Below are 14061 nucleotides of genomic sequence, written 5' to 3'. Positions count from 1 at the left end.
CCTGATCGTTGCAGAGTGAGCTTCTTGATTGCCAAGCAGATGAATTGATTATTATTTTGGAGACATGCCTGAATTTGTTACCCAGCGAGGATTGGCGGTGTGGGCGGAGGCCCCTGAGGCCGTTGCCGCCATCGAGGAATTTGAAGTCAATCTCCTGGGGCTGACGCCGCATGTGGGGCGAATCTTTGACCACGCCAAGAACTTCGCGCAAACGCCGCTTATTCAGGCCTATGCGGCGTTGGCGATGCTCTACGCCCAGTCGCAGGCTGGGATGCTGGGCGCTGCTGGTTATTTATTGACGGCCCGTCGCAGTCTCTACGGAGCGAGCACGCGGGAAGTCATTTTCATTGAGGCCTTGGAGCATTTTCAGCGTAATGAATTCAACGCAGCGCTGGAGAAGCTTGAGCGACTGACGGTCGACAATCCGCGTGATTTGGTGTCCGCCAAGGTCTGTGAGTTTCTTTACTACACGAACGGCCAGCATTATAACGGGGAGCGTTTCCTTTGGCACATGATGCGATTGCGTAAGGCTAATGGCGCGCATCCGGGCTTTCTTTCCATGTTGTCGTTCGCCTTCGAATTGTCGGGTCGTTACGACGAAGCCCGCGCGACCGCCGAGCAGTCTCTGGCGCAAGAGCCGGGGCAGCCTTGGGCCCACCACACGCTGGCGCATGTGCTGATCCGCACCGGGCAGGTGGAAGAGGGGGTGCGCGAGATGGAGCGCTTTGCCCCTTTTTGGTCAGGCTGTGACCGCGGGATTCATGCGCATAATGCCTGGCATTGGGCTTTGTTTTACCTGGAGCAAACGGATTGGACCAAGGCGGAGCGTGTGCTGCGCCATGACATTTGGGGGCTCAATCCAGAAAGTGTCGGCGAGCAGATCGATGCAATTGCATTGCTGTGGCGCATGGATATGGCTGGCCAGTTGGTGGACGACGTTTGGGATGAGGTGGTCAAGCTGTCCGCGCCTCACGCCGGCGAATGCCTGATCCCATTTCTCGAAGGGCAGTTCACCTACGCCCTGGCGCGAAGCGGGCAGCAGGAGGCCGCGAATGATGCCGTATCGCGTGCGCGGGTGCGCGCCGAGCAGAATAATGTGGAGGCGCGCGAAATCTGGCGTCCGGTGGGGGCGGATTTCGTGGATGCCTGCGCCTGCTGGGGGAGGGGAGACGCCGCGCGGGCGGTTGAGTTGATTGAGCCCATTGTTGATCGACTGCCGATGGTCGGCGGCAGCGATGCGCAGGACGACTTGTTTCGCTTGGCGCACTTCAACGCCTTGGCGGAATCTGGCCGCAAGGCCGACGCCCGGCGCTACTTCGACTTGATTGTCCCGGCCAAGACCACGCGTTCGGCTCTGGACGAGTTGATGCTGCAGAAATGCAATTGAGTCCGGTTCGCGAATGCCTGGCTGAAAATGTTAGCTGGGGGTTGCTTTAACCTTTAACCTTTAACCTTTAGTCTTAAACCTCACGCCATGGACTATCGTTTTTACTTGGTTATGCATTTTGCGGGCATCCTGCTCGTGTTTCTGGCGTTTGGCAGCATGGTGGCGCGTTCGGCGCTGAAACCTGACAATACATCCTGGCGAAAGTTCGGCGCGATTACCAGCGGCGTCGGGTTGCTATTTTTGTTGGTTGGCGGCTTTGGATTGCTGGCAAAGTTTAATTACGGCTTTCCGGGATGGGCGATGATCAAGTTCGCGATCTGGCTGGCGCTGGGCGCCATGACTGCGCTGATTAACAAAAAACCGCAGGCCGCCAAGTCGCTTTGGTGGACGGTCTTCGTGCTCGGCTTTGCCGCAGTGCTTACCGTGACCTTCAAGCCGCTGAGTGATTTAGGCGTGAAGCCGCACCGCCCGGATCCGGTGGGGCAGGTGGAAGACGCGGTCGACTCAGCGCAAGATTCGCTCGAAGCAGCCGCACATTAAGCTGTAAGTTTCTCTACAGACACGTGCAGGGCAACGCAATCAGTTACCCTACACGTGTTTGTTTTTTGGTTGCGCTTGCTTGGTGGGCGAGTGTAATTCTTGGGCTTTCAAGTAACCCTCAGATAACCCTCACCTCATGAAGCTAAGCCAAGTTGCCGTCCAACTTTACACGCTGCGCGATTTCTGCAAGACACCGGAAGACGTTGCGCAAACTCTCAAAAAAGTCGCCGATATCGGCTACCAAGCCGTTCAAGTCAGCGGTTTTGGCCCGATTGAAAACAGCGAGATCGTCCGCCTCTGCAAAGAAAACAATCTCGTGCTTTGCTCGACGCACGAACCCAGTGATGTGGTGCGCAAGGAGCCGGAAAAGTCCTGCCAGCGTCTCAAGGAGCTGGGTTGCAAATACACCGCTTACCCTTATCCGGCCGGTGTTGATTTCACCAGCGAAGAGTCTGTTAATGAGCTCATTGCTGACTTGAAAAACGCCGTCGAAGTATTCGAGAAGCATGATCTGGTGCTGACTTACCACAACCATGACGTCGAGTTCATGCGCATGGGAGACGTCACGATTCTGGAGAAAATTTATAATGAATGCGCGATCCAGGCTGAACTCGATACCTACTGGGTCGCCGCCGGTGGTTGTGATCCCGTTGCCTGGGTGAAGAAAGTTGCCGGCCGCACTCCTTTGATTCACTTGAAGGACTTCAAGATGGTGGCAGCCCAAGAGCACATTTTTTGCGAAATTGGCCAAGGCAATCTAGACTTCAAGGCAATCATCGCCGCCGCAGAAGCAGGTGGTTGCGAGTGGTTTATGGTCGAGCAGGACGTTTGCCCAGGTGATCCTTTTGATTCGCTGAAGATTAGCTTTGATTACATTAAAGCGAATCTTCTGGAGGACTAAGCGCCTCGGTTTTCGGTATTTTCAATCGCCGCTTCTGGATGGGAGCGGCGATTTTTTTTGGCGAAATGCGTTGGCGCTATTGCAGATGCGCACGCGCTCATGCATTTTTTTGATTCACAGACATGACGACTTACATCCCCATCGGCATTGATTGCGAGATTTCCGAGTTTTTGCGGCGTAAGAACCTGCGCAAGGAGGCCTTGCCTTTTGATTGGAATGTCACGCCGATTGAGTCTGCTTTCTCTTTGCTGGAGAACCGTTTCAGCGATTTTTTGAATCCTGAGAACTTGGTTTACCTGCCGCCAACTGAGCGATTGCTCTTTGAGGAAGAGGGGCAGGATGTCAAAGCCGAGCGGGACATCATTACTCCGGTGGTTTGCCGCAAATATGGCATGCTTTTTCCGCATGATTTCTCTGCTGCTGGCGTCAATGATCTGGAGAAGGTCAGGGATAAATACGCCCGTCGCATCCAGCGGTTGCTTGAGCTGCTGGACAGCCCGGCTCCAAAGCAGTTCGTTTATCGCTGCTCTGATGTTAATGTTTGGCAGCGCGAGCAATATACTCTGGCGGGGGAGGTTTTTCGCTCCTGTTCAGCGGAGCGTGTTAGGGCAGTTTTTGATCGGTTGTCGATCGCGGGAGGTTCACTGATTTCCTTGGACGACCTGCAAGTGGCCAACCTTAGTTTTCTCAAACGAGGCCAGCGCTGGGCTTCTGGACTGTTCAGGCGATGAATCTATGCGGGATTTTTCGTTACGAGCGCACGCCATATTCGAGCAGCGCGATGAATGAGCCGAAGAAGCCCAAGCACAGCAGACCGTAAAGGCCAAGGCTGTCGCAAAAGCGACGTTGCTTGCGTGGATTATGAGATGCGTTGTTTTGACGGGCTTTGACTTTATTTAATTTGTTCATGCCTACCTATTTGCCCGTTGTATGCCAATTTTGCTGAATGTTTTGTAAGTCGTTTTTAATCAGATTGATGTGTATTGTTCGTTCGAGGGTTTGTTGTTTTGAAATAACGGGAGTTGACATTGAATGTGCGCAATCCTACAAAAAATGAACAATGGGCACTCGATTGTTTTCCCCCGAAGAGCGACCGCTGGCGCAGAGTTTGGCGCGCTTGGTCTGGATGAATCCGTTTGAAGACGCGCGCAAGGAGCTGGAGCGTGAAATCCTGGAGGCCCATGGTGGGCGCGGCGCCGAAAAATCCGACCTTGGCGCGATACTGGCCCTTTTGGAGCGAACGATTGAGTCTGGCCGGAAAAATTGGGATCTGCAGAAAGAGCCCAACGATCGTGACGCCTATCTTTACCAGGAGCTGGTCTTTTTTCATGTGTTTCATCAGTTTCGGCGTGATTTCGACAAAGTAATTGAGGCGGGTCATATGCGGGGAAGCGCCGCCCAGCGCATTCCGTTTTATGATCGTTTTGGCCAGGAGGTTCGTCATTGGTTGCCGCAAGGTTTTGTTGGCGCCTACGCCGTCATTGATGAAATTCGGTTGTTTGCGGTTTTTTTCCAGGTGCGCCGCGCCTTTCAGCACATTTATCAATACATCGTTGGGGCTAGCCCGGCGGCGACCAAGCTGCGGGCGCGGATCTGGCAGTCGATATTCACCCATGACATGGACCGCTACCAGAGGGTCTTGGCTGACCGCATGGGGGACATCATCACGCTCATCACTGGCCCATCGGGAACGGGTAAGGAACTTGTTGCGCGGGCGATTGGCTTGAGCCGGTTTATCCCGTTTAATCCGAATACGCGCGAGTTTGAGGAAGACTTCATCCGGGCCTTCTATCCGATTAACTTATCAGCCTTGTCGTCGAACCTGATCGAGTCCGAGCTCTATGGCCACCGTAAGGGCGCCTTCACGGGCGCATTGCATGACCGCAAGGGGTATTTGTCGGTTTGTGGTCAGCATGGAACGGTTTTTTTGGATGAAATCGGCGAGACAGAACCAACGATTCAGGTCAAGTTGCTGCGCTTGCTGCAAACCCGGACTTTTACGCCCATTGGCGATACCGAGCAGCGGACTTTCCAAGGGAAGATTATGGCTGCGACCAATCGTGACTTGCTGGCGGAAATCGAGGCAGGCCGCTTTCGCGAGGACTTCTATTTCCGGCTGAACGCTGATCATGTGCGGACGCCTTCGTTGCGGGAGATTCTGCGCGAGTCTCCTGGCGAGCTTGAGAACCTGGTGTCTCATATTTCGCGGAAACTGGTAGGCGCTGATGAAAGCCCGGCGCTGACCGACGAAGCGATGGCGGTGGTGGCGCGCGATTTGAGCGAAGATTACCCGTGGCCAGGTAATTTCCGGGAATTGGAGCAATGCGTGAGGAACATCCTCGTGCACGGCGAATACACGCCGCAACCTTTGGGAGCGCCAGACGCGAACAGCCCCGCCAGTGAGCTGGCGATGGAGATACAATTGGGCAGCTTGACCGCCAATGAACTGCTCTCGCGCTACGTTTCCCAGCTTTATGAGAAAACGCCCAATTACGAAGAAATCGGGCGTCGACTGGAGCTTGATCGCCGGACCGTTAAGAAATATATTAACGGCTAAGTTGTTGCCGGGCAGCTGTTTCGCCCGTTTCAGGTGCGCCTACGCTACGGACTAATCGGCGGAGGTGGGGGCGCAGGGACCGGTGGCGTGAGTATCTGAGAGGGGGGAGGCGCCAGCTCCAAGACTCCGGAGCCTGCGTTGAACATGCTGAAAGCTTCCACGCGGTCGACTGGCGGGTCATCTTCATTGGCGATGATGTCACCCATCAAGCTGACTTCATAAACACGCATCGTGGAGCCGCCGCCAGGAGCAGGCGTGAAGCGAATGATCAGGTAGCGCCCCGTCAGGTTGGAAAAGTCGATGCGAAAGCGCTCTTCTGATCCAGTAACTGTCTGCTGAACAGTCGGAGCCAGTGCGCTGAAGAAACTGCCGGGAAGCGAAACGGTGGTGAAAATGGCGTCACCGGCAAAGCTAACAATGGAGCCGATGGCGTCAGCCGCGCCGTTTTGTGCCAGGAGCAGGGGCTCCCATTGGCCATGGTTGAAGATCATGGCCATGTCGTCATTCTCGCCTTTATCCGGCTTGCCTTTGAGTGCTTCACGCTTGGCGTTGTTTTCCTCATCCATCTTGTTGAGAGCCTCCTGAACATCGTCAGGAAGTTTGTTGACGACATAGAAATCGAAGTCGCCGGGGCCAGACTCGAAAAGCATGGAAACGCTGTTGACTTCACGTTGATCGTTGAGGTCGACGATTACTATATTCTCCTCGTCGCCTTCTTCAAAATCGTAGAAGGTTTCGACGTCGTCGTCGATCATGGACATGGCGTAGTTGGCTTGACCGGAGCTGACGTAGGCTACGCGTGAGTCGGAGTGCGCCGAAGCGTAATTGTATTTGACTGGTTTGCTGTCAACGGATCGTGAGGTGTTGGCGGCGATGTTTTCGTCACGCTTTTGGTCGTTCATGCGGACTTCGGCGACGGACAGGTTGCCAAATGCGCCCATGTTGCCGATGAGTCCGGCCTCTGTCACCGTCAGGTGGACCATGATGTATCGGGCTTCAAACGGCCGGAATTTGGGGCTGACGACTTGATTCCGGGTAAAGTTGTCTGGCTTCGCGGCGCTTTTCCAAGCGCTGGCGTCTGGCGCCTCCAGGGAACGGGAGAAGAATACTTGGACCGAACCTTCCGCAGTGAAGTTTTTGAAGTTAAAGCGGGTGATGGTGAAGAAATCCGTGAGGTCGACCACGAACCGATATTCGCCAGGATGGACTTCGAAGGACCCGGTCGGGTCGTCCAACATGAGCACACCAATTGTTTCTGTGCTGTCGGCTTCTTGCCAAGTGACTGGGTTGAGAAAATCTTCGGACGCGTCGTAGAGGGTTGCCCCCATGTGCCAGCGGGCCAGATTCTTCTGCTTGTCCAGTAGTTCTTCTTGAGTCACTTCCGGGACTTCCAGCAGGCTGATTGATTTGGCTTCCGCTGGTTTCTCGTCCTGAGCATAGCTCAAGATGGACGGCGCCATGATTGCCATCCATATGATTGCGCGTTTTGAGTAACCGAAAATCATTGCTTTAGTTGTCTAGTCTACAATTTTTCTGCTAAATTAACAGCAAATTAATCCGTAGTGATTTACACATCCTTCACTGATTATCGGCGCTTTTATCATTCAATTTAAAGAATTTATTGCACATTTTCTTTCTCCCCTCCTAGATTGGCTCCCGTGTTGACTCTATTTTCTAAGCGAATGCTGGCAAGCAAATGGAAAATTAACCTTAAGGTTAAGCAGGGCCTTGTGGCTGTATTTCTCTATGGGTTTCTCAATGTAGCTAACGCTCAGAGTGAAAACTTCAAAATTGGAGGATTCGTTTTCGATTTAGCGGCGACCTTTAATGTCACCTACAACGACAACATTAATTACGCGGAGTATAATCCGATTTGGGACATCATTCTGCGACCGGGGATTGTGTTGAGTGGCCGATATCAGGTCACGGAGCTGAACACCCTCAGCGTCAGCATTGGAATGGGGTATGAAAAATACATTCGCAACCCGGAGCTGGATTCGATCAACAACTTTCTCAATATTACGCCAGACACCAAGATCGCGTTCACGGTGTTCATCGATGACGTGACCCTTGAGTTCTATGACCGGCTATCCTATTCCGTCGATGCTGCCGACGCCTTTAGTCTGAATGGAGCGGTGGTCTCGAACAATCCACTGGACTACGGTCGTTTCACGAATATTGCCGGGGTGGATGCGGACTGGGACTTGAACGATCTCGTGCTTTTCGCCGGGTTTAGCCGCCTGGACGTCATCCCGACTTCCTCGTTGTTTGACTACACGCAGCGCCATGAGTATCAGCTTGCTGGCGGCCCACGACTGATGGTGGAAGATAACCTGACGGTTGGCGTCACGGGTTCACTTAACTATAATGTTTATGAGGAGGGCGTTAATAACAACAGTTGGTCTTGGTCGGTCGGTCCAATGGCGATCTGGCAGGCGTCCGAAAACCTGAGTTTAGCAGGTAATTTTGCCTATCAGGAGTTTTATTTCGATACGGGCGGCACCATCAACGACTCGACTCAGCCAAGCGGGATCATTGGCTCGGTCACGGCGAGCCACCGATTGTCCAGCGTCTTCGAGCACTCGTTGACGGCTTCACACAGCTTCAATTACGGCTATTTATCCAATGTCGATTCGGTATTTTCAGTTATCTACGCCTTCAATTGGCGGATGAACAGTAAGATTAGCCCGCGTGGCCAAGCCTTTTATGAGTTAGGAGCCGATTCCGGTGGCTCGGGCTTTAATTCCTTGGGGCAACCGGTTTCAACGGCGGAAGATTATGGTCGCTATGGCGTTGGTGTTGGTGTTGACTATTCCTTATCCAGTAAATTGAAGGCGAGCTTGGATTATGCATTTTCCCGCAAAGATTCAAATCTGTTCAATCGTTCTTATACCCAGAACATTGTTACGCTGGGCCTCCGTTATGATTTCTAGAATCCTGGCAACGCTCATCTTGGGTGGGTTGAGCTGGAGTTCCGCACAAACAACTGGATTAGCGCCTGATCCCGGTTCATCACCAACTGCTGAATCGACGATGTCGTCCGGCGATGCCACAGATGGTGTCGCTGAGCCGCTCCCAGAGCTTTTTCGCGCTCCGCCTCCGCCAGTGGATGGCAACGATTCAAATCGGGCAATGCTCGAGCTCGACAATAGCCGCATTATCGAGGTTGGAGATCGCTTGGAGTATACCGTTCTCGAAGATCGCGAGGCTCCGGAAGTCTTATTGGTTGAGGAAGATGGTAACATCGAATTGCCGCTTTTAGGCGGTTTGAAGGCGCAGGGCTTGACGGCGCAGCAATTGGCGATGGCGGTGAGTGAAGCCCTTAAGAAGGACTACTACTATCAAGCGACCGTGCTGATTTCACAGCATCAGGCTTCGAGTCGGCGTGGCGTGGTGCTGGTCATGGGCGAGGTCAGCCGTGAGGGTATGGTGGAAATTCCCCCCGGCGACATCCTCCGCGTTAGCGAAGCGATCATGCGTGCCGGTGGATTTTCTGTTTATGCGGACCCAACCCGGGTGTCTTTGATTCGCCCCAATGCGGAAAACCCGGAAGATTCGCAACGCTTCGACGTCAATGTAGGCCAAATCCTGGAAACGGGCAATTTGAGCATGGACATTATCTTACGTGCGAATGACCGCATTTTTGTTGGTCGCCGCGGCGATACGAGTGGTTCGTTTACCTTGAGCGGAGCGATCGGGCGCCCAGGGGTCTACCCGATTTCCATTGGACAAAAAATTACGCTTAGCGAAGCGATTCTGTCGGCAGGCGGCTTTACCCAGTTTGGCGATGGCAGCGACGTGAAGCTAATTCGCTATGGCGAGGACGGCTCCCGCAACGAGCGGGAAATCAATGTCGATGAAATCCTGGATTACGGTAAGCTCGATAATGATGTGTTGCTGAAGCCAGGCGACCGTATCATTGTCGACGAAAAATGGATTGTATTTTAATCAATGGGCGCATCTGGATTCAGCGATAGCGACAGTGATTTCGAATGGTCGGAAGCGCTCCGCACCTTTTATTTCCGCGCGCGGATGGTCATGTCCCGCCTGTGGTGGGTGATCGTGCTGTGTGTCTCTCTAGGGGTGGCGGGCAAGTGGTATCAGCAGTCGCAGCGGCAGCCGGAGTATCGCTCAAATGCTCAGATGGTGATTGATGGGCAGGTGAGTATCCCCGAGGGGGCCCGGTATCAGGAGGTTTTCCTGAATTTTTTCGGGACCCAGATTAAGCTGATGAATAGCCAGCAGGTTCGCGAGCGCACGGTGCAGCGGGTGGCCGCTTTGTATCCTGAGTTGCAGCGCACACATGTGTCTGTAGGTATTAATCAGGCGACGGACGCCAGTGCGTTTGATTTGTCGGCGACGGGCTCTGAGCCCAAATACGTGCAGCATTACCTTGATGCGTTGATGCACGAATTTCTGGCCTACAAGGAAGAGCGTCGTAACCAGACCACGGAAAAAGTGTTCCTGACCGTCATGCAGAAAGTGCTTGAGAAGCAGCAGGACATTGAGGAACTGGAAGAGCAGAAGCTGCAATTTCAACGGACCAATAACATCGTTTTCATTACTGAGCAGGGCAATAATGCAGGATCTTATTTGGCGGATTTGAATAATCGTCGTGCGAATTTAAAAACCGAGATTCGGATTTTGAGTAACATGGGAGGCGATAGTGAGAAAGAATTGGACGCCCTGACCGAGTCCAAGCTAAGCTCATTGGATAGCAGCTATGAGCAGGCGAAACGCTCTGTGGAGCAATTGCGCGCGGAGCGCGACGAATTTTCCATCTACATGAAGCCGGCGCATCCTAAGATCCGGCGATTGAATCAGGAAATCGAGCGCCAGGCGAACCTGCTGAACATCTACCGCCGCCAGACGCTGCGGCAGCTGGAGGATCGCCGGAAGCAGTTGGAGGCAGAACTGAAGAATCTCGATGAAATCATCGCGGAATGGGAAGTGAAAGCGTTGAAATTCAGCACCTTGCTGGCAGAGTTTGACCGTTTGAACTCGCGGCTTGAAAGTGCGAAAGCCGTTCATGCGCGCTTACTTTCATCCATTGAGTCCATCGACATCACTCAAAACACTCACCAGGAAACGATTTCAATTCTGCAAAAGGCCAGCCCGGCTTTCCAAGTTGCGATGGACCGAAACAAGCAAATTGCGCTGGGCGGTGTCGTTGGGTTGATGTTGGGCGTCGGCATCCTCACGCTGATCTCGATGCTGGATACACGCATTGTATCGGCTGAAGACGTGAGCGCCCGCTTCAGTCCACCTGTTCTAGGTGTGATACCGTTGCAAGTCGGCAAGAAAGGCACTCGCTTGCCCTTGCTGCAAGCCAGTGATGATCGAGTGATGTTTGCGGAATCCTGCCGTAATATTCGTTCGTCGATGCTCTTCATGAACCTCGACGGCCAGAAGCCGCAAGTGATCCTGCTAACGAGCGCGGTGCCGGCAGAAGGCAAATCGACCTTGGCGAGTAATTTGGGCATTACCATGGCGTTTGCCCATTCCAAGACTTTGCTGGTGGACGCGGATTTGCGGCGTGGGCGCGTTCATACGGAATTTGACATTGATTCCCATCCGGGACTGGCCGAGCTGATCGAGGACCCGACCATGAAACTGGACGATGTCATCATCCAAACCGAGACAGATAACCTGCAAGTGATACCTTGCGGAGATTACCCTGAGCGCCCCGGTGAACTGTTATTGAGCAAGCGTTTTGAAGCTCTGTTGGCCGAAATGCGGGACCGCTATGATTATGTGATTTTTGACTGTCCGCCTGTGCTGGCGACCGATGATACGCCCAGTTTCGCGACCAAAGCGGATGCGGTTATTTTCATGGTCCGTTCCAACTACACGCGTTCGGGCCAGATCAAATCTTCGCTCGACATCCTCGAATTGCGGGGAGTGGCGGTTGATGGCTTTGTGCTCAATTTCGTCGATACGCGCCAGCCGAGCCACTATTATTATTACAATCGCTACAACGACTACTACAACTACCGGGCGAAGCGAAAAGATACGCCGAAGGCGAAGATCGACCTCAACGCTTCATAAGCTTCGCTTGGTTTGCGAACAACTTTGTGTTGCCAATGGCGAAGTCCACTCAAAGCTGATCGCCATTTATGGGCAATAAAGCACCCAGTCGACAATACGCGGACGTACACACCAGTGTGGTGTTGCCTGAAAAGGTAGAGCCGTCGATTGACTCGCAGCCTTTGCCGGTGGAGCCGACAAAGCTGATTCATTACCTTACAGTTGCCGCTTTGATTGGTTTGGTCTTACTCAGTGGTGGGCGCTATCTCTGGGTTCAAGGCGCTTTTGTTGCGCTGATCGGCTTACTGCTCATGGTGATTCCGCCGTCGACCACGCTGGATTGCAAGATGGACTGGATCGTGCTTGGGATTGTGGTAGTCGCGTGTTTTGCCTTTGTTCCATCGGGAGTCTTGTCATTTCTGCCGGGTTTCTTCTTTGGGCGTCCTGACTGGTGGAAGGAAGTGGTGCGGGCAGGAGCGGAATTACCCGTAACCATGTCAGCTCAGCCGCTGAAGTCATTAGAGTCTTTTGTGATGTTGGTCGCTGGCTTGGGCTATCTGTACCTGTTGATCAATGCGCGTTTCCAGATACAGGACCGAACGCGTCTACTGCAGACTTTCGTTTTACTGGGGGGCGTGCTGGCAGCGATTGTCCTCTATGGCACGAGCAATGGCCTGCAGTATTTTAACACTGACCGGGCAGCCAGTTTCAGCTTTTTCGATAACCGTAATCAGACATCAATCTTTTTGGTCATGGTCGGCATCATGGCGTTGAGCCTGGCCTATTATAATTTTGCTCAGCGAAAAGTATTGGGCATTCTATCGGGCCTGGCTTTCGTGTGTGCGACTTTGGCTATATCTGTTAGCCTTTCGCGAGCCGGGTTGCTCCTGTTCCTGCTTGGATGCGGGGTTTGGGTGATCTTGCGTTTTACCATGTTTGGGGGGCAGGGGGCGATGAAGTTTATCGTGCCGCTGATCGCCTTTAGCTTTGGGATGATGCTGATCACTGGGCAGCAAACATTGTCGCGTTTCAACACCTGGCTAGGTTCGGAGAACAGCATGTTTGAGGATTTTCGCTGGGGGATCTACCGAGATTCGCTGGCGATGGTCGCCGCCCAGCCGGCAACTGGTGTGGGCTTGGGCAACTTTCCCGAGGCGTTCACGCATTATCGGGCAGAGTCGCTGTCGCCCGAGCCAATCATTCACCCGGAGAGCGACTGGATGTGGATCGCATCCGAAATGGGGGTGTTGGGTTTTTCGCTGATGTTGATGCTGGTCATCTTCATCTATTGGATGTTGCTCGAGTTTGGTGAAGACCGATTGGCCTCCGTGCGAACGGCCGCCATCGTATCAGCGTCGATATTTTTGCTGCACTCGGTTTTTGACGTTTCCGCCCATCAACTGGGCGTGGTGTTGATCGCAATCTGGCTGATGCGAATGGGCCTGCCTTATTTAAAGGCCTCGCCGTCTTGCTTCATACCCAGGTGGATTTGGCGATTGGTCGGTGTTTTGCTCATCGTAGCAGGCGGCCTCTGGATTACGGCGGACCTTACGGGACTGATGCTGCATAGCAAAGTCGCCAAGCGGGAGATTGCAGCGAACATCGCAGAGTCGCTGGAAGCCAGAGAAAGCGGGGCGGTGGGTAATGATCTGGCGACGGGTCTGATGTTCCAGCCGTTATCATGGGAGCTGTATCTGCAACGGGGGCAGTATCACCTCTACCTGGAGGATGACAGCTCTGCGGCGCGGAAGGACTTCCAAATTGCGCGTGTGGTGGAGCCGAACTTGGTGTCGCCAGCGCTTTATGAAGGGCAGGTTTGGTTGCCGCGCAGCACGCATTATGCGTATGAAGCATGGAAGGATGCGTTGACTCGGCAGGCGGAAAATCCCAATGAGTTGCATCACCGCATTATTCAGGCGGCAAAGAAGAATGAGCGTTTTGACCGGGATTTGGACCGCCTCAGTCAGTTGGATCCGCAGTTCCGCACCAATTATCTGAAGCAATTAAACCGCGACGAGTTTCTGGTGACGCTTGGTTCTGAGTTGAAGCGCGATCCCAGCTTGAGCTTCTACAATGACGAGCAGCGTGGGCGGATCATGAGCTTTTGGTTGGAAAAAGGGGATCCCGGGCAGCTAATCAAATTTTTGGATGCGCACCCGGATGCAGCGCCTAATGCTTGGTATTATCAGGCTAACGCGATGGGGCGTATGGGGAATTACCCGGCAGCAATCGAACTGGCGAAGCAATATGCGCCAGTGCCGCAAATTCCGGTGATGGAAACCTTGGTCATGGGCGATGTGGATGATCTTCGTGCGATGTACGCCTCGCGTCCGGATGACGTGGTGCGGGGCGGCATGCTGTTGCAGGCTCAGCTCAACAGCCAAGATATGAAAGGCGCTAACTGGACTTTGGATCGGCTGCTGAAAATGAAACAGCCGCCGCCATATGCCTATTATTGGAAGGGTGAACTGAGCCGCTTGGATAAGCAATACAAGGAGGCATGGGCTGCTTGGAAAGTTTACCTGGAGGAAGTTATTGAGCGAAAGCTGGAATTGAAATCGAGTGAGGCTTCAGTGTTTGGAGGAATCGATGACACCGATGACAACCCGTTGATCAGGGAACTGATGGAGCCGTTTCAGCGCAAATAGG

General features: G+C 53.4%; 11 protein-coding genes. 9 read left to right on the top strand and 2 right to left on the bottom strand.

The window, feature by feature from the left end; all coding sequences use genetic code 11:
- The first annotated feature begins 64 nt into the window (after positions 1-64).
- The 4 genes from RBB63_RS11380 to RBB63_RS11365 all read left to right on the top strand — a co-directional run bounded on the left by RBB63_RS11380 (position 65) and on the right by RBB63_RS11365 (position 3559).
- Positions 65-1387, top strand: a complete 1323-nt coding sequence (locus RBB63_RS11380; protein ID WP_309384269.1) for a tetratricopeptide repeat protein — start codon at positions 65-67, stop codon at positions 1385-1387.
- A gap of 87 nt (positions 1388-1474) precedes the next feature.
- On the top strand, positions 1475-1927 hold the full coding sequence (locus RBB63_RS11375; protein ID WP_309384267.1) for a hypothetical protein: 453 nt from the start codon (positions 1475-1477) through the stop codon (positions 1925-1927).
- 136 nt (positions 1928-2063) lie between these two features.
- Positions 2064-2828 (top strand): sugar phosphate isomerase/epimerase family protein, encoded by a 765-nt coding sequence (locus RBB63_RS11370; RefSeq protein WP_309384265.1) that lies wholly within the window; start codon positions 2064-2066, stop codon positions 2826-2828.
- A gap of 122 nt (positions 2829-2950) precedes the next feature.
- The gene (locus RBB63_RS11365) at positions 2951-3559 is read left to right on the top strand and encodes a DUF1796 family putative cysteine peptidase (protein ID WP_309384263.1); all 609 of its coding nucleotides are present in this window, start codon (positions 2951-2953) and stop codon (positions 3557-3559) included.
- 19 nt (positions 3560-3578) lie between these two features.
- On the opposite strand, the gene RBB63_RS11360 is transcribed toward RBB63_RS11365, so the two are convergent.
- Entirely contained in the window at positions 3579-3737 is a 159-nt protein-coding gene (locus RBB63_RS11360) for a hypothetical protein (protein ID WP_309384261.1), read from the bottom strand.
- Positions 3738-3888: 151 nt separating this feature from the next.
- Here RBB63_RS11360 and RBB63_RS11355 point away from each other — a divergent pair, with 151 nt between their 5' ends.
- Positions 3889-5385 carry a sigma 54-interacting transcriptional regulator gene (locus RBB63_RS11355; protein WP_309384259.1) on the top strand — a complete coding sequence of 499 codons (1497 nt, stop codon included), beginning with the start codon at positions 3889-3891 and terminating at the stop codon, positions 5383-5385.
- A gap of 44 nt (positions 5386-5429) precedes the next feature.
- Here RBB63_RS11355 and RBB63_RS11350 read toward each other — a convergent pair whose 3' ends face one another.
- On the bottom strand, positions 5430-6890 hold the full coding sequence (locus tag RBB63_RS11350; RefSeq protein WP_309384257.1) for a hypothetical protein: 1461 nt from the start codon (positions 6888-6890) through the stop codon (positions 5430-5432).
- 177 nt (positions 6891-7067) lie between these two features.
- Between RBB63_RS11350 and RBB63_RS11345 the strand changes: the two genes are divergently transcribed.
- The 4 genes from RBB63_RS11345 (at position 7068) to RBB63_RS11330 (ending at position 14060) form a co-directional block, all read left to right on the top strand.
- Complete coding sequence (locus RBB63_RS11345) at positions 7068-8318, top strand: hypothetical protein (protein ID WP_309384255.1); 1251 nt, start codon at positions 7068-7070, stop codon at positions 8316-8318.
- Positions 8308-9333, top strand: coding sequence for an SLBB domain-containing protein (locus tag RBB63_RS11340; RefSeq protein ID WP_309384253.1), 1026 nt, complete (start codon positions 8308-8310; stop codon positions 9331-9333). The genes RBB63_RS11345 and RBB63_RS11340 overlap by 11 nt, the downstream gene beginning before the upstream one ends.
- A gap of 3 nt (positions 9334-9336) precedes the next feature.
- A complete protein-coding gene (locus RBB63_RS11335; RefSeq protein ID WP_309384251.1) occupies positions 9337-11433 on the top strand; it encodes a polysaccharide biosynthesis tyrosine autokinase in 2097 nt (698 codons plus the stop codon).
- Between the two features lie 68 nt (positions 11434-11501).
- Entirely contained in the window at positions 11502-14060 is a 2559-nt protein-coding gene (locus RBB63_RS11330; RefSeq protein WP_309384249.1) for an O-antigen ligase family protein, read from the top strand.
- Position 14061: the final 1 nt, after the last annotated feature.

Origin of the sequence: Cerasicoccus frondis (assembly GCA_031296915.1) — a bacterium.
Taxonomy (GTDB): Bacteria; Verrucomicrobiota; Verrucomicrobiia; order Opitutales; family Cerasicoccaceae; genus Cerasicoccus; species Cerasicoccus frondis.
The sequence above is the reverse complement of the archived record's forward strand: the minus strand, read 5'-3'. Positions and strand labels throughout refer to the sequence as shown.